Here is a 16,403-nt window from a genome sequence, read left to right as displayed (position 1 = left end):
AAATCCAATTTCCCATAAAATACATTTATGGCATAATAGCATAGCGATAAAATAGTATGAAAGGATGCATTATGAAAAAAACAGTAATCGGTATTTCCACCAGTGTGCTTGTGGATCAGGGGGGCGGATTCCCCGGCTATGAAAGAATTTATGTGAATAAGGACTATGTTTCTGCCGTTATCGCTGCGGGAGCAGTACCTCTTATGATCCCTATGGAGGATTCCGAGGAGAATTTACGGGCAAGCCTGGAGCTTGTAGACGGTATTATCTTCTCAGGAGGTCAGGATATTGCTCCTTACCGTTACGGAGAAGAGCCCCACGTAAAGCTTCAGGAAATCTGTCCGGAAAGAGACGAATTTGACTTTTTACTCTATCGTCTGGCAAAAGAGAAAAAGCTTCCCATTCTGGGCATTTGCCGAGGATATCAGTTAATGAATGTGGCAGAGGGAGGAAATTTGTATCAAGATCTTTCCCTAAAGACTACGGAAAGCTTTAAGCATTCTCAGGGACATGGGCCTTCTATTCCTACCCATAGTATGAAAATAGAAGCAGGCAGCCGACTGGCTAAGATTCTAGGCAGGGAAGAGCTTCATATCAACAGCTTTCACCATCAGGCGATTAAGGAGGTTCCTGCAAGTTTAAGCGTTTCCGGAAGAGCCTTGGATAATGTAATCGAAGCAATAGAATTAAAGGACTATCCCTTCGGTATCGGAGTCCAGTTCCATCCGGAAATGTTACAGGCAAAGTACAAAGATATTCAAAAAATATTCCTTGCCCTGGTGGAAGCCTGTAAGGAATATCACAATTTGAATGGAAAAGCTTAGAATTTATCTGTCAAATCCCGGGAAAAGTCGACCCGAAATATTTCGGGTTCTCTAATTAAAGGAGTTCAAATGAGTAAATCGCAAAAGTTGGGCTTTTGGTCCATCGTATTATTAACGATTAATTCCATTATTGGAACCGGAATTTTTCTATCACCCGGTTCTGTTGTAAAACAGGTAGGCTCCTATGCGCCACTTGCTTATCTCTGCGCCGCAGGCTTCGCCGTAATTTTAGCCTTAAGCTTCGCTTCCGCCTCCCGCTATGTGGTGAAGAGCGGAGCCGCCTATGCCTACTTGGAAGCCGCCTTCGGTGAAAATGCCGGACTTTATATCGGAATCACCCGATTCGTTTCCGCCAGTATTGCCTGGGGTGTAATGGCCACCGGCGTAGTAAAAACCGTCCTGCAGATTTTCGGTATGGACACCAATAGCTTTGCTTTGGTAACAGTAGGCTTTATTCTTTTGATGCTTGTTCTCTTTATCATTAATTTGTTCGGACTTAAGGTTCTGGAATTTGTTTCCAACATATCTACATTAGGAAAGGTTTTGGCCTTATCTCTGACGATTCTGGCAGGAATTTTCTTCGTATTACAGCATAAACAAACTGCAGACCTGTCCCTGCTGGTACCCGGAAACAGCAGCGGCACCGTTCCCGCTTTAAGCAGTAAATCCTTTGTCACAGCCATTGTAGCAGCCTTTTATGCCTTTACCGGCTTTGAAGGAGTAGCCAGCGGTTCTTCCGATATGGAAAAGCCGGAAAAAAACCTTCCAAAAGCATTGCCCTTATCCATCTTCATGATTGCCGCTATCTACTTGGGCATTGTTTTTGTATCCATGCAGCTGAATCCCATGGCACTGCTAAACTCAAGCAATGTTGTGGTTTTAGCCGACATTTTTGCAAATCCCGTATTGCAAAACGCCATCGTTTTAGGTGCCTTTATCTCCATGTTCGGTATTAATATTGCGGCTTCCTTCCATACCCCCAGACTTTTGGAGGCAATGGCCAAGGACGGACAGGTAAACAACGTGTTCACCAAGAGAACTGCAGGAGGCTTTCCCTATGCCGCCTTTGTATTCAGCATCTTGTGGGCAATTATGATTCCTATGGCCTTCCACTATGACATGAAGGGCATTATGATTATCAGCTCTATTGCTCGATTCGTACAATTCCTTTTGGTGCCTTTGGCTGTACTATGCTTTTACTACGGTAAACAAAAGGGAGAAATTATCGAAAAGCCCATCAAAAGCTTTATCCTGGATGTTCCATTACCCATCCTGGCGATTCTCTTAACCCTTTTCCTTCTCAGTCAATTTAACTGGGTTGGACAGTTCAGCAATGTCAAAGACGGATTTGTAGAGCCGAACTTCTATGCCATCTTTGCAATGGTTTTCGGTTATATACTCTTCCCATGGCTTGCCTTCGTATTAAGGGAACATCAAAAGTACACCCAAAATAAAAAGGCGCTGTAAATAAGCAAGCTTTTGTATATGCATTAATAGGTCTAAAACCGGGGCACGCTCTCGCTAACTTCGCCTTCGCAGGGGTACTAAGCGAAAAACCGCATTATATTTGTTTTTCGCAAGTACCCGCGGGCTCAGATTACCCCTGTTTTAGACCTATTATGCATATACGCTGTTCTTTTGTTTTATAACCCCTTTTATATCTCTTGGCGTAAAACTATTTCGAGTAAATAAGATGGAAAAGGCGCTGTAAATACTCAAAATAGTAAGGAGATTTTCTGCAATATAGGTCTGAATATGGGGTAGTCTGAGCCCATCAGTACTTACTGAAAGCAAGCAGAGCGTAGCTTGAAGTTAGTACTGTTATGTGGCGAGGCTAGCGAGAGCGTGCCCCAATTCAGACCTATATTGCTCAGAAAATCCTTTTTTATTATTATCTTTTAATCCTCTCCTTTAATTCGCACAAAGCGTTCTCCTATGCCGTATACAGTCACAATTGGTGCCACCTCCATAAAGGCTCTGGGAAAATTCTCCGCAAGGTACTTACGAATCATGGCCGACTGTCTGGGGGAACAAATGGAGGAAAGCATAATCTTTTCTTCTTTTGTATATGCTCCCACAACTCTTGTTTGAGTTACGCCACGACCAAGCCCCAGAATATACTTGGTGATATCTTCGGTATCATCTTTGATAAATGGAATAATGGTGACCTTATAAAGCTTTTGACGGAAACCGAAAAGCATATAGTCCATAATATAAATACAAATAACATGGTTGACCAAAGCATAAAGGGCAATATCTTTTCCAAAAACGAAGCCCAGAGAAATCAGAATGGAACCGTCCAGGAAAAGCATGACTTTACTTAAGGGAACACCTTTAAAAATCTTCCGGTTCAATATTCTGGCAACAGTGTCCGTTCCGCCGAAGGTCACACCTGCCCGAAGAACCAAGCCGGAGCCAACGCCGTAAAACAGGGAGAAATAAATGCACACCAAAAACATTTCTCCTTGCACAAAGACAAAGTCAAACATACCCGTAAGAACCAGTAAGGTAGGATAGAGAAAAGAAACAAAGATAATCTTCATAAACTCTTCCCGTTTCAGGAAACAGAAAGCCAGAATCAGTATGGTAATACTGAAAAAGTAATAAATATAGGTGTAGCGAATCCCAATAAAGCGCTCCGCCATCTGGGACAATCCCGTCACTCCGCTGGTAGACAGCTTATTCGGCACCAAAATGCAGTTTACCGAAAAGGCCGTTATAAAACAGCCTACAATAATCTGCAAATAGTTTAAAATCCTTTTCTGTAGCTTATGCTCCTGTTCTGCTTCCATTTTTCCTGCTCCTTCTTTATCAACGAGATATCGCACACTACGCGTGCGATACTCGTTAAGAATTACGAACAAAAGAAGAAGCACTAAACGTACTTCTTCTTTGTTTTTTAAACTATGTCTATTTTAGCACAGTGAAAAGAAAGTAAAAGCATTTTTTTACAAACTATCCATACTTATAGCTAAATGCACTAGATAAAAATATTAATCCATAGGCTTCCAGAATTTTTCCACAATTTCTTCTTCCTTCAGATTCTTATCCAAGAGTCCGAAGGACTGGTAATCCTTGATGACCTTTCTCATAGCAGTTTCTGTTTGCTGATCGGTCAGTACAAAATTTAAAGAATTGGCAAAATCCAAGACCTTCTGTCTATCCCCACTTGCCCAGTTCTTTTCCAAAAGAAGATCTACGAAGGTCTCCTTATTGTCCTCAATCCACTGGCTGCAATAGATGCTGGCGTTCTCTAATTTCTTGGCTGTAATAGGATTTTCCTTAGCAAAATCCGCATTCATAATCTGTACACAGCAAGGTTCAATCTTGAAGTCAGGATCAGTAGTAAGGGAACGAATTGGACGAATAATACCCTCATCTACAAATTTCCGTGCAAACATATCGGACATCATGGCTCCCTGCACTTCTCCATTCTGTAAAGCCATAATCACTGCATCATTGGCAACCACCTTGTACTTCACTTCCTCAGGCTTAATGCCGTCGTTACTAAAGAAACGAAGAGCAATATTATGGTCGGAATTTCCGATACCGTCACTTAAAGAAACCGTCTTTCCTTTTAAATCTGCGGTACTTTGAATCTCGGAATCCTTTAATACATATAAAGTCTTACAGCCGCTATGAGCACCTTTTGTAAATACCAGATTCAAGCCATTTACAGCAGGAACAAAAACAGAAGCCAAATGGTCTGCAGCAATATCCACCTTTCCTGTAGCTACTGCATCCTTAGCTTCGGTCATCTGGCTGATAGCTGTACTTAAGCCCTCCGCCTTATAAAATCCCTCTTCCTGAGCAGTACCGAAGGTTCCTGTACAAAGTCCTCCATTATAACCAATTTGGATATCCTTGCCATAGGCAGGCTCTTTTTTCCAAGCTTCTTCCTCTTCCGGAGTAAGCTTTAAGGGATGATACACAATATCCTTTGCCTCCGGGCGGTCGGAAAATCCCCCCTTGATTTCTTCGGTTTGATGTTCTCCATCCCCCTGCTTTGCCTCTTGAGCTGTACTGTCCTTCTCGACCTCAGTTTTTTCCTGACTCTCGGCCTGCGTTCCGTTTTCCGCCTTTGTTGTTTCCGCCTGCTTACCTACTTGACTGCTGCACGCCGTCATAGAAAATACGGAAGCTAAAGCTACTGCCATTCCCAGTTGTCTCAATGTCTTTTTCATCATACACTCCTCTTCTTGCCTGTACATTTCTTGTTCCTATCTATCTAAAAACCCATCGCAAAACGCCATGTTCCAATATTCCCATTGGCCTCCATAAGGCTACTTCTATAAGGCTTCCCTAAGGCTTCCATCGCATTTTGTATGAGTTTTAAGAAACTCCTTAACCTACATCTTCCTCCTGATCCACTCCCAGAAGACGCATAATTTCCTCTCTATAGGCTAAAAACTTCGGATCCAACCTTTTTCTGGGATAATCCAAATCAATAGAAATATCCCTTAAAATACTGCCTCCTGCCTTAGCCATAACAATGACTCTGGTGCCCATATAAATGGCCTCATCCACATCATGGGTCACCATCAGCATCATATTTTTCTTTTCCTTCCATAGAAGGAGTAGTTCATCCTGCATCTGCATTCTGGTAAAGGCGTCCAATGCTCCCAGAGGTTCATCCAGCAAAAAGACCTCCGGCTCATTTATCATGGTTCTTACCAAAGCTACTCTTTGCGCCATTCCCCCGGATAATTCGTGGGGATAGGCCTTTCGGAATTTAGTCAAATGTGTCAACTCCAACATTCTCTCTATCTCTTCCGGTTTTTTCTTTCCCTGCATTCTGGGGCCGAAGGCAATATTTTCCTCAACCGTAAGCCATGGAAAAAGAGTGGGCTTTTGGAAGGCCATGCCTCTTTTGGCATCCGTTCCTTCTATTTCCTGCCCATCCAGTATTAGTCTTCCCGAAGTGGGAGGAATTAATCCGGCCACCAAACGAAGCAAAGTGGATTTACCACATCCGCTTGGGCCTACAATCGAAAGAAATTCTCCTTCCTCCACCTGCAAATTCACAGGAGAAAGAGCGAAGGTAATTTCCTTTTCCTTACGGGCAAAACTTTTTGAAACATTTTCTATTACTAATCCCAAGAGCTACTCCTTTCCGGACAGGTTCTTTCTTTCAGCCAACTGTCAGTTCTCATTCTTCTAATCCTTTTCTTATCAATCCTTCAGCATACCTTCCTGCCAACGAAGCACTCGTTTTTTGATGCTGTTTAAAAGAAAATTCACGGTAACAAAGATACCGCAGATGAGAATAATGGCACCGTACATCTTTCCATACTCCGCCCAGCTCTTTTGCCAGGTAATATACCAGCCAAGTCCGGACTCCACACCAATCATTTCCGCAACCATCAAAGCCATACAAGCTGAACTCATGGCCTGAACCATACCTTGGAAAATGCTGGGTAAGGCCGAGGGTATAGCGATTTCCAGGATCAAATCCTTCTCCTTTGCCCCCAAAGTTCTTGCCGCCTCATAATAAGACTTGTCCATGTTCCGAATGCCGGTAATTGTTGCTAGGGTAATAGAAAACCAAACGCCCAGCGCAATGATGAAGACACTTCCCCGGAACAAAGAAGTCGCTAAAACCATGACAATCGGAATCCATGTAGTACTGGGAATTGAGCCCAAGAGTTTCATAAAAGGTTCAATCCAGTAATTTATTTTTTTGTTATACCCACAGGCAATTCCTGTAAAAAGCCCCACAATCAGTCCGGAAAAATATCCGCAGAACAATAAAAATAAAGAGCTTACGGTACATTCCCACAGGTACGCTCTATCCTGCACCATAGAAGAAAGCACCTTGTCAATACTGGGAAAATATGGAGTAATCAAAATATTGCTTTTTAGGGTCAGGGAATCATAGAGCATGAACAAAAAAAATACAAAAGCACGAAAAGGAGCATGGTAAAGATAATTCTTTCTTTGTCTTTTCCCCCGAAAGGAAAGCAGAAAAGAAATTCCATTTCCCAATAATAAAAGCAATAAAAAAAAGGCATAAACGTAACTTGCCTCAAACCCGTGATGGTTAGGAACATAGAAGTATTCTAAAAGTGCCAGAACTCCCATCAAAAAGGGACTCAATTGAATCAAAAGATCGAGATTTTTCTCCCACTTTGTTTTCCCTTTTTCTTCCTGTTCCAACAGCTCCTCTACGCTGCTAACTGCCCCATAATCCTTGGAAATGCCGTTCATGCCTCACCCCGTACTTAAAAACATACAATTACATAAATTAAATAGCCTCGTTTATTGTATATTTTTATGGACTGCTTGTCTAATTGTCTTTCCGGATAGCTCCGTTGTCTTATAGAGAGTATTTATAAACGAAATACAGAACGCTACACAATTGACACTTGTTAAGGGTAAGGAGAATAACGTACTTTCTCTGTAGCTCCAAGGATTTCTTCGTAATCATCGAGATATCCCTCTTCTACAGAATCGTCCATATCCAAATCCTCAAAATTCTCGCAAATGTAGTCTGCTATCTTTTTTAATTTATCATCTATCTTCATAGTTTCACCCTTGTAATATTTATTCGTATTCTCCCTCAACTATGTTTTGCATATATAACGGCATATCATTTATAAATTCAGAGAAATCGCACATATCTCGCATTTCCTCGTGTTCCTCATCATAAAACGCTACCTTCTTGGTTTTAGGATTCCACACAATATAGATGTGGTCATAATCTCCTGTAGCCTTTGACAGACGAAGGAACTTAGCTCTGCCCTTTTTCATAGCTACTGTATCTGTTAAAGAGAAAAACTCAATCCACTTAAAGTCACAGTCATTAAGTTCAACATGTAATTCATCACCTTGAAGAAAATCCATAACTGCCTTAGGAAGCTTAAATGGCTTTAATTCATCTAATTTATTATGTAGGCTATGAAACTCTTCAGGCTCTAACTGCTTAAAATACTCTGCCATTTCCTCATCGCCTTTTTCAACTGCTATACTGTAAGGACGCATTCCGTCTTTTTCTGTAATCGTCACATCCGCACCATTTTCCACAAGATATTTGCCCATTTTAAGATCCACATATCTGACAGCTACACAAAGCGGAGTCGGCTTAAATGGATATACTGAATCTGCCGCATTGTAGTTAATATCAACTCCGTTTTTAATGAAAAAATCAAGCACCTCATAATTCTCATCATCTACAGCATTTCGAAATGCCTCTCCACCGTACTTTTCCACGCTGTGGCCAAGCTTGTGAATAAGAGGAAGATTCTCATATTTATGCCCATATAAAGCCTGACTAAAGGCCTCTGACTTTACAGCATTTACAACATTTACCTTCGCACCCTTTTCTACAAGATATCTGATAACCTCTTCATCACAATACCTTACTGCAAGTAAGAATGAAGGATTACCTTTTACATTCAGATTTGCTCCCTTTTCCACAAACCATTTTACAGAGTCAAAATTTTCCATAATAAGGGCAAGACCTAAAGGGGAGAGTCTTGTATATTTACCGAGTTTTATATCCTCTTCTATATCGAAGCCCTCAGATAAATGCTTATCTAAAGCCAATGTATCTCCGTTTATAATATCACTTACAATCCCGGGAACAGATTCAAAATCTCCTATGTCTTTTATTGTAATCATCTGCAATCTCCTGTGATTATTATCTGTTATAATTTATTTCGCCTAGCGGAATTGGGTTAGGGTTTAAGATTACCCAACTAACTGCAAGCTCGCATAATCTTGTAATTACACCATCCTCAGCCAAACCTTTTCCATCTATCTTTGAAATAAGCATCTTACTCTCTTCTATCTCCTTCTCTGACAGCGCATTTCCTTCTGCAAAATGAACCGGCAGCGAATTTAGCATATTTCTATAACTCCTATCCCAGTTTATTCCACCGTTTCTGTTAATTTCATCGTCCACCCTGCCTGTTATGCGGATAACCTCTCCCTGCACCGTTTTTGCTGCTCCTGTCGATGGAATTAGTAAATCCCAAAGCTCATTATACTGCTCCTTCCAAGTGCTCCCCTTTGCCAGAATAGGAGAAACGCCGTCATGTATTATTCTTTTTGCCACAGGCTTTGCACCAAAGATATTGTAGAGCTTTGACAGGGCTGTATCTACATCTTCACAGGAAGCTTCACTAAAGTTATCCCTGTGGAATTCAAAATCCTTACCGATTATTTCTACTTTTTCTACCATCTCAGGCGTAATTTCTACACCTGCCTTTATTAACATTTCTGCTATTTGGGCCATAGGCACTGCCCTTATTCCTCCGCACGCTGTAAGAGCGGCTAGTAGAGGAGTTTCGCCTCTTTCATTTTTAGCATTGACATCTGCACCCTTTTCAATCAAAAAGTGTACTGTATTAGGGCGGAAATACTCTGCTGCCATATGAAGCGGCGTATTTCCATATCTATTTGACTTTTGTATATCTCCTCCCAGCTCATAAAGCAGTTTTACTGTATCCATGCCAAAGCTTGCCTGACTGTACAAAGGTGTGCCGCCATAATAATCAGGTATATTTACATCAAGGCCCTGCTTAACGAGCCATATAACAAGCTCATCAGGTACACCCTTGTAATGAAGCGCAGTGTGCAAACCGAATTTTCCATCATAGGCAGTAAGCTCACATTTATCATAGACAGCTTTAAGTGCTTCAATATCTCCGGACTTAATAAGCTCATCAAAGTCTTTTGGCAGGGTAACTCTTTTCTTAGCCATTATTCTTCTCCTTAGTTTTATTTAAATCATTTGTAATACATCCTTTATATCCTTTATCAGGTATAATTTATGATATACATTTCATTAGCATAAAACATCGATTTCCACTTACAAAATTATTGTTATTTTAATATTTTAACTCCATTTCAGTTCTTTAACATTTTTCAATATCATTGATTTCCCGCTATAATCATTTTTTAATTCAACTTCATTTTCTTTAACTTTCACATTATTATACCAATCTCCAAGGCTTGCATACTCTCCCGTATGTATGTTGATGAGCCTGCTCGTTATAGGATCCCAAGTACCCTTCTCTACAGTTTCTGCGAGCATATAATAGGCGTCTAAAAATATAAGATTTCTCCCATACATCCAAAATGGAAGATTAACATTAAGCAGTGGCAATTTTGCAGAGAAAATCTCATCTCCATGCGGCGGCACTGTTTCATAATGAAATTCTATCTCACTTCCATAATATGCTATCGTTGCCCCTTCACAGCCTATATTGTAAGGAATGCCCTCCTCAGCTACTATAAATTCTTCCATTGCGTCCTCCTACGGCTTACTATTTTACTCAAAAAACAAACTAAAATTTATTATTTCTTTTTAGCCACAAAATAATATCTATGAATTTTCCCCTTAATTACACCTTCTTTATCAAGAATTTCCTGCGCTTTAAAAAGGTTATCCTGATATTTCTCCACTTCAAAACCCGGAAATTCCCAATCAATAATTCTGGCAAACCAAACCAGTGCACCTACATCATAAAACTCTATCGGTCTGTAGACTTCATCTTCTTCCACAATGTCAAATCCGTTATCAGCAAATTCCTGTCTTGCTATATTTAAATAAGCTTCCGGAAAAGGAATTTCAATATCACCTATCAAAAGTTCTACAAGTTCTCTGTCATTTTCTGCACCGACTTGTTGCGTAAGAAATACTCCTCCGCTTTTAAGAGTTCTTTTAATTTCGTTTATGTTATATTGACCATGCCTGTTAGTAATAATGTCAAAGTAGTTATCTTCAAAAGGAAGAATATCTCCTCCGTCACATGCTTTAAAATCTATTCCTAAAGGAAGAAGTCTGTCCTCACATATTTTGATGTTTGGTTCATACCCTTCAATCGCAGCAGTATATTTAGCGTTTGCCATAAAAGACAAAAGAAATTCGCCACCTCCTGTTTCCATGTCCAATAAATAATCTGTATCATTCAAGTAGGATTTTATAATGTTTTCAAAATCCCAAGGGAGATCATCCTCTTCTTTATATCTTCCTCTAATATGTGAGAAAACCCAACCTTTAATATGAGCTATTTCCTGCTCATACAACCATTGATTTATAAGTGCTTGTTTTTCCATTTTTCTCCTTTCACTACCAAAAATATCAGTATATGTTTTTCCCTCAATATCAGCCGACAATAGCCCCTTCTTAGGGCTTCCATTAACTGCTATGCTGTGTCCAAAGAAAAGGTCATCATCCTTTATAACCACAGGCTTTCTATACTCTGTAAGTATTTCTTTAAGTTCCGGACAAGCTACTTTTTTTCAAGAACTTCCACCACCCTCATGTCTTAGAATAATAATCTCTCTTTCTTCTTTCTCAAAAGAGTTTTCCCATTCACTCTGTGTCATTTTATTTCTTAGTCTTATGTATTCTATTAATTCCATTATTCTCTCCAATCAATCCCAAACGATTTCCAAACATTTATAATTTTCAGTACATATAATTATTCCTAAAAAAAGCCCTTCCCATTCCTTTCGGAAGGAAAAGAGCTTAATACGACGAAAACTCTTTTGCTTTTCTATTTCTGTCAATTTCTATTTCTTTATTTTCGAAGGAAAATATATTGATCTTCCGTGGAAAGTTTATCCTCAAAGTTAAAATCCAGTCCCTTAAAGCCCTTGATTGCTTCTGCGTTTTCTATCTTATTTTCTGCCAAAAAACGCACCATTTCTCCTCTTGCCATCTTGGCATAGACGCCCTTTTGCACAAGCTTTTCTCCTGACTTCTCATAAAAACCGCAGCTAATGTAGTGAATGGGAAATGATAATTCTTTCGGTTCATCTTTCCACATAATTTTTTTCCTCAGGATTCTATCCTTAGGAAGATATTTCTCTATACATTTGGCATATTCTTTGGAGGCGAGATTGAGGATTAGCATAGGATTTTCATTTTCCAACGACTTTTCTCCCTCTTTTTGCAAACGCTCTTCTATCTCTTCCAAAAGCAATACAGTCCAGATATCCTCACCCCAAAAGTCATACAGATTTTTAGAAATACCAATCTTCGCCTTTGCCTGCATTTCCAAACGATAGGGAACCACTCCATCTAGGGGCTTTACCACGCCATAAAAGCCGGAAAGAATCCGAAGATGACTCTGTAAATACGCAAGTTGAGAGGCCTCCATAACAGAGGGAGCCATATACTGATACTGAATCCCTTCGTAGGATAAAATGGCCGGACTACAATTACTCTTCAGGTCCATTTGATCTATACGTTCACTATTTTCCCTGGCCAAATCCTCATTACAGGCCCAAAGCTCTTTTAACTCTAAAAAAGAAAGAGATTTTAAATATTGTAAAAGGCGTTCCGTCTTTCCCGACAGATTCAATCCGCCTTTCAAAAATGTACTATTTTCCTCAGCTCCTGATTCCACAAAAAGAGGATAGCCTTGGTGAGGGATATCCAATTCAGATGTTTTCATTTTTTTCGCAGGAGAAATTATAATTTTCATAAAATACCTTTCCTCTAAAAACCAAGCTAACTATTCTCGAATTAAAAAATCATCCTTTTAAAACAAACCAAAAGCTATGAAGAAATCCACATGCCTTCCTTTGTTACGGTACAGGGCAAATACAGTACCCTTACCCCTGCTTGTTTCGCCTCCTGCAATGCGTCTCCAAAGGCCTTATGGGTCTCCACATTCGGATATACCATAGAAACCTTGGGCATGGCAATCACAAAAGCCAAAATAGCGATATAGCCCTCCTGTATAGCCTTCGTAAGTTCCCTTAAATGCTTTACTCCACGTTCCGTCGGGGCATCCGGGAAATAACCGATGCCGTCCCTTTCCAAGGTACATCCCTTTACTTCTAAGAGATATTTACGGATATTCCCTGATACATTGAGAAGCTCCTGACTCTGCATTCTTATATTCTCGGCCCGCTGCTCCTTTCCATTTCTTTCTTCCCTTTCCCCATATTCCCAAAAGGCTTCCGGAAGCGCCATATCCCGTTCCATATAAAAATCCACTCTGGAATCAGAGAATACATACTCCGGCTTTAGCTTTTCGAAGGCAAAGCCTCTGAGCCACTCCAAAACCACCTGATTCGGAGCCTGACTGTCGATGTTTACCAACCCCAACCCTGCCTTCTCCACCGCCACCAAATCAAAGGCAGTCTTACGATTGGGATTTCCGCTTTTCTCCAAATATACTTTAACCCCCGGTAGCAAGAGTTCCTTACAACGACCGGTATTTTTCACATGTACCGTTTCTACCTTTCCTCTGATTTCCACATGGGCAATAAAGCGGTTTGGCCGGTCCAAAAATTTTCCTTCTACAATATTTTGATACTGCATACTTCCTCTTATTTTCCCGAAAACTCCTCTGTCAATTTCTCCGTACAAAATCCCATGACAATGCCGGCTTAAGTTCTATCATTTAAGAACTAGGACAAAGCCACATCCCAATGCCATCATGCCCACAAGAACTAGGGCAAAGTCACATTCAAAATTATCATTCCCACAAGAACTAGGACAAAGTCACATTCAAAATTATCATTCCCATAAGAACTAGGACAAGGCCACATCCAATGCCATCATTCCCACAAGAACTGGGACAGAGCCACATCAAAAGCTATCATTCCCATAAGAACTAGGACAAGGCCACATCCAATGCCATCATGACGGTAAAGCCCAGAGCAAAAAATAAAACACCCACATTGCTGTGCTCCCCCTCCGACATTTCCGGAATCAACTCTTCCACTACTACATAGAGCATAGCTCCCGCCGCAAAAGATAGGAAGATTGGCATATATGGAGCGAATACCGGTGCAAAGAAAATCATCAGTAAAGCCCCTAAGGGCTCCACCGCTCCGGATAATACACCGTTAAAGAAGGCTTTCCCCTTGCTTTGCCCTTTGCTATGAAGCGGCAGGGAAATAATAGCTCCCTCCGGGAAGTTTTGTAAGGCAATTCCCAAGGCTAAGGCCAGGGCAGCTCCGGCAGTAATATTAACTTCTCCTGTCAAAAGTCCAGCAAACACTACCCCCACAGCCATACCTTCCGGAATATTATGAAGGGTTACCGCAAGGAGCATCATCGTAGTCCTTTGAAAAGAACTGGGCATTCCTTCAGCTTGATCTGTATTCTGATGCAAGTGTGGGATAATCTTATCCAATGCCAATAAAAACAAGGTTCCCAGCCAAAATCCCACAAAGGCGGGAAGAAAGGCCAGCTTTCCCAAATGAGCACTCTCTTCCATAGCAGGTATCAGCAAGCTCCAAATAGAAGCCGCTACCATGACGCCTGCAGCAAATCCTGTTAGCCCCTTCTGCACATTGGGATGAAAATCCCGTTTCATAATGAAAACACAGGCCGCTCCCAAGCTAGTTCCAATAAAGGGAATCAATATACCCCAAAAAACTACCATATTCATAGAAACTCCTTTTACTACTCTTTATTTATCTTTCATACTCTTTATTTCGCATTATTAATTTCATTCAATTATATTGTTTGCAATTTTATTGATTTAGTATATCTGAATCCTTGAAATATGGCAAGAAAGAATCTCTAGTCCCAAGTCTTCCAAATTTCCGGACAATACCCTACCGTGGCCTGCTTCCCATTTCTTACTATGGGCTGCTTTAATACCATAGGATGCTCCAAAACCTTTAGAAACTTATCTTCCTTCGCAAGATAACGAATCAGCTGGTAAGTTTCCTGATCCTTGGTTTTTTCATCTAGCATTTCCTCCAGATCCCCTACTGCTGAAAGGACGGATTGTAATTCTCCCTTGCTGATTCCCTTCTCCTTCATATCTACTGCCTGAAATTTAATCCCTCTTTCCTTAAAATAGCGTTCCGCCTTCTTTGTATCCTGGCTCTTCTTTGTTCCAAAAATCTGAATATTCATAAAGCACTCCCCCAAAATTCCTCTACGAAAAACACTCCTCTTTATGATACTTCTTTCCTAATCCCCTTTTTTCGTATACAAGACTCTTAGGTAGGAGGTCTCCCCTCCTACCTTTTCTATTTCTTCCCTTTTGTACTCTTCTTCCGGGAAATCCGGAAAAAAACGGTCAGCATCCGGGACTTCCATATCCACATAAGTCATATAGATTTTATCTGCAAGGGGAAGTGCTTCCTGAAATAACTCCGCTCCTCCTGCAATAAAGATTTCTTCTTGCCCCGCTCTCTTTATTGCTTCCTGTAAAGATTTTACAGTATATAAATTTTCTCCGGAGAAGACCTTGGTTTTAGATATTACGATGTTTTTTCTATCCGGAAGTGGATGGCCGATTTCCTCATAGGAGTTTCTTCCCATAATTACCACATGGCCGGTGGTTAGATCCTTAAACTGACTTTGCTCTCCGGGAATCTTCCAGGGCATCTTTCCCTCTTTTCCGATGGCACCGCCTTTAGCTACAGCAACAATGATGGAAATCATTTTGAAAATCTCCTCTTAACCTTTTAAACCCTTCTACAAAGCTTTCAAATCCGCTTTCTGAAATCTTTCATCAAAGCTTGACTTCTTCTTTCAGTCTTCCAAGCTCTTAAGCCCCAATTCTTCCGGGAGGAAACGAGGATTTACATTTTCCGAGGTGCCCAGGACGGAAGCCGCCAGTTTGGTACCGATTTCACAGGCCTCCATCAGATTCTTACCATACGTCAGTCCCATAGCCACTCCCGCAAAAAAGGCGTCTCCTGCTCCTGCGGTATCGATCACATGGACTTTCTTTGCCTTACAATGTCCGAAATGCCCATTTTGCTCCGCATAAATGGCTCCCTGACTGCCTAAAGTCATAATCATCTGTGGGAACTGCGCCTTTACCACATAGGAGGAAAGAGAGCTTGCCATCTCCTCCAAATTCATTTCCTCAAAGTCCTCGGAAAAGAGCATCCCTGCCTCCTGCTGATTACAAACAATACAGGCAGTGGTCTTTAAAAGGTCTCTTCTTTCTAAGGCAATGGACATATTGGAAACAGCTGCATATATCTTTTTATTGTATTTCTCAGCCAATTGAAAAATCTGCTTTAAAAGCTTGGAATCCATATCAATTTCCACAATAACACTATCACAGCGAGAGAACAAAGAGTCTCCCTGCTCCGAAAGTACCTCCTCCAGCTTAGAAAGGTCCGGCCTTTGGGAAATAGAGCCCCTAAGCTCCCCTTCCGTATCAAATATAGCCAGCCAGGTTCCTAAGCCCCCTTCAATTCGTCGGATATAATTGGTATTTACCTTATGCCGCTTTAATTTTTGTACTACCTCTTCTCCAATAGCATCCTTATCCACTACGGAAATAAAGGTAGGACGAAGCTCCACATTGGCAATATCCTCCACAATATTTCGGCTCACACCTCCATGAACCTTGACCACCTTTCCGGCGTTTCTTCCATCCGGCCGATACAAAGAAAAAGGATAACCCTTTATGTCCACAAAAACTGCGCCAAAAACCAAAATACCAATTCGCTCTTCCATCATTTTCCCTTTCATACTTTTAGCACTGCATGCCTTATTCCTAATGCTTTATTCCTTATGCTTTATGCTTTATGCTTTTCGCTTTTCGCTTTTCGCTTTTCGCTTTTCGCTTTTCGCTTTTCGCTTTTCGCTTTTCGCTTTTCGCTTTTCGCTTTTCGCTTTTCGCTTTTCGCTTT

General features: G+C 40.9%; 18 protein-coding genes. 2 read left to right on the top strand and 16 right to left on the bottom strand.

The genetic code is table 11. From position 1 onward, the window contains the following. Window positions 1–71: 71 nt before the first annotated feature. A complete protein-coding gene (locus HNQ46_RS00780; protein ID WP_183681683.1) occupies window positions 72–824 on the top strand; it encodes a gamma-glutamyl-gamma-aminobutyrate hydrolase family protein in 753 nt (250 codons plus the stop codon). A 69-nt stretch (window positions 825–893) separates the two neighbouring features. Continuing rightward, a complete protein-coding gene (locus tag HNQ46_RS00775) occupies window positions 894–2,291 on the top strand; it encodes an APC family permease (protein WP_183681680.1) in 1,398 nt (465 codons plus the stop codon). Between the two features lie 431 nt (window positions 2,292–2,722). On the opposite strand, the gene HNQ46_RS00770 is transcribed toward HNQ46_RS00775, so the two are convergent. The 16 genes from HNQ46_RS00770 to HNQ46_RS00695 all read right to left on the bottom strand — a co-directional run bounded on the left by HNQ46_RS00770 (window position 2,723) and on the right by HNQ46_RS00695 (window position 16,227). Then, a complete protein-coding gene (locus HNQ46_RS00770) occupies window positions 2,723–3,616 on the bottom strand; it encodes a YitT family protein (protein WP_040648227.1) in 894 nt (297 codons plus the stop codon). 201 nt (window positions 3,617–3,817) lie between these two features. After that, on the bottom strand, window positions 3,818–5,008 hold the full coding sequence (locus HNQ46_RS00765) for an ABC transporter substrate-binding protein (protein WP_243155793.1): 1,191 nt from the start codon (window positions 5,006–5,008) through the stop codon (window positions 3,818–3,820). A gap of 160 nt (window positions 5,009–5,168) precedes the next feature. Then, window positions 5,169–5,924: an ABC transporter ATP-binding protein gene (locus HNQ46_RS00760; RefSeq protein WP_183681674.1), complete on the bottom strand. Its 756-nt coding sequence runs from the start codon at window positions 5,922–5,924 to the stop codon at window positions 5,169–5,171. 72 nt (window positions 5,925–5,996) lie between these two features. Then, window positions 5,997–7,031, bottom strand: coding sequence for an ABC transporter permease (locus tag HNQ46_RS00755; RefSeq protein WP_183681671.1), 1,035 nt, complete (start codon window positions 7,029–7,031; stop codon window positions 5,997–5,999). A gap of 161 nt (window positions 7,032–7,192) precedes the next feature. Beyond that, window positions 7,193–7,348, bottom strand: coding sequence for a hypothetical protein (locus tag HNQ46_RS00750; RefSeq protein ID WP_183681667.1), 156 nt, complete (start codon window positions 7,346–7,348; stop codon window positions 7,193–7,195). A gap of 19 nt (window positions 7,349–7,367) precedes the next feature. Further along, the gene (locus HNQ46_RS00745) at window positions 7,368–8,444 is read right to left on the bottom strand and encodes an ankyrin repeat domain-containing protein (RefSeq protein WP_183681664.1); all 1,077 of its coding nucleotides are present in this window, start codon (window positions 8,442–8,444) and stop codon (window positions 7,368–7,370) included. A 19-nt stretch (window positions 8,445–8,463) separates the two neighbouring features. Next, window positions 8,464–9,528, bottom strand: coding sequence for an ankyrin repeat domain-containing protein (locus HNQ46_RS00740; protein WP_183681661.1), 1,065 nt, complete (start codon window positions 9,526–9,528; stop codon window positions 8,464–8,466). 135 nt (window positions 9,529–9,663) lie between these two features. Next, entirely contained in the window at window positions 9,664–10,074 is a 411-nt protein-coding gene (locus HNQ46_RS00735) for a hypothetical protein (RefSeq protein WP_183681658.1), read from the bottom strand. Between the two features lie 50 nt (window positions 10,075–10,124). Next, window positions 10,125–10,886, bottom strand: coding sequence for a class I SAM-dependent methyltransferase (locus tag HNQ46_RS00730; RefSeq protein ID WP_183682169.1), 762 nt, complete (start codon window positions 10,884–10,886; stop codon window positions 10,125–10,127). Window positions 10,887–11,072: 186 nt separating this feature from the next. Continuing rightward, the gene (locus tag HNQ46_RS12150; RefSeq protein WP_279287696.1) at window positions 11,073–11,195 is read right to left on the bottom strand and encodes a hypothetical protein; all 123 of its coding nucleotides are present in this window, start codon (window positions 11,193–11,195) and stop codon (window positions 11,073–11,075) included. A gap of 158 nt (window positions 11,196–11,353) precedes the next feature. After that, window positions 11,354–12,262 carry a peroxide stress protein YaaA gene (gene yaaA / locus HNQ46_RS00720; RefSeq protein ID WP_183681655.1) on the bottom strand — a complete coding sequence of 303 codons (909 nt, stop codon included), beginning with the start codon at window positions 12,260–12,262 and terminating at the stop codon, window positions 11,354–11,356. Between the two features lie 74 nt (window positions 12,263–12,336). Beyond that, on the bottom strand, window positions 12,337–13,107 hold the full coding sequence (locus HNQ46_RS00715) for a DNA/RNA nuclease SfsA (RefSeq protein ID WP_183681652.1): 771 nt from the start codon (window positions 13,105–13,107) through the stop codon (window positions 12,337–12,339). Between the two features lie 295 nt (window positions 13,108–13,402). After that, entirely contained in the window at window positions 13,403–14,185 is a 783-nt protein-coding gene (locus HNQ46_RS00710) for a ZIP family metal transporter (RefSeq protein WP_183681649.1), read from the bottom strand. Window positions 14,186–14,319: 134 nt separating this feature from the next. Next, window positions 14,320–14,661, bottom strand: a complete 342-nt coding sequence (locus HNQ46_RS00705) for an arsenate reductase family protein (RefSeq protein ID WP_183681646.1) — start codon at window positions 14,659–14,661, stop codon at window positions 14,320–14,322. A gap of 57 nt (window positions 14,662–14,718) precedes the next feature. Further along, entirely contained in the window at window positions 14,719–15,195 is a 477-nt protein-coding gene (locus tag HNQ46_RS00700; RefSeq protein ID WP_183681643.1) for a dihydrofolate reductase, read from the bottom strand. 90 nt (window positions 15,196–15,285) lie between these two features. Next, the gene (locus tag HNQ46_RS00695) at window positions 15,286–16,227 is read right to left on the bottom strand and encodes a carbohydrate kinase family protein (RefSeq protein WP_243155792.1); all 942 of its coding nucleotides are present in this window, start codon (window positions 16,225–16,227) and stop codon (window positions 15,286–15,288) included. Between the last annotated feature and the right edge of the window lie 176 nt (window positions 16,228–16,403).

Source organism: Oribacterium sinus, from assembly GCF_014202695.1.
In the GTDB taxonomy this organism is placed as follows: Bacteria; Bacillota; Clostridia; order Lachnospirales; family Lachnospiraceae; genus Oribacterium; species Oribacterium sinus.
Note: the sequence above shows the minus strand (reverse complement) of the source record. Positions and strands in the feature narration are given on the sequence as shown.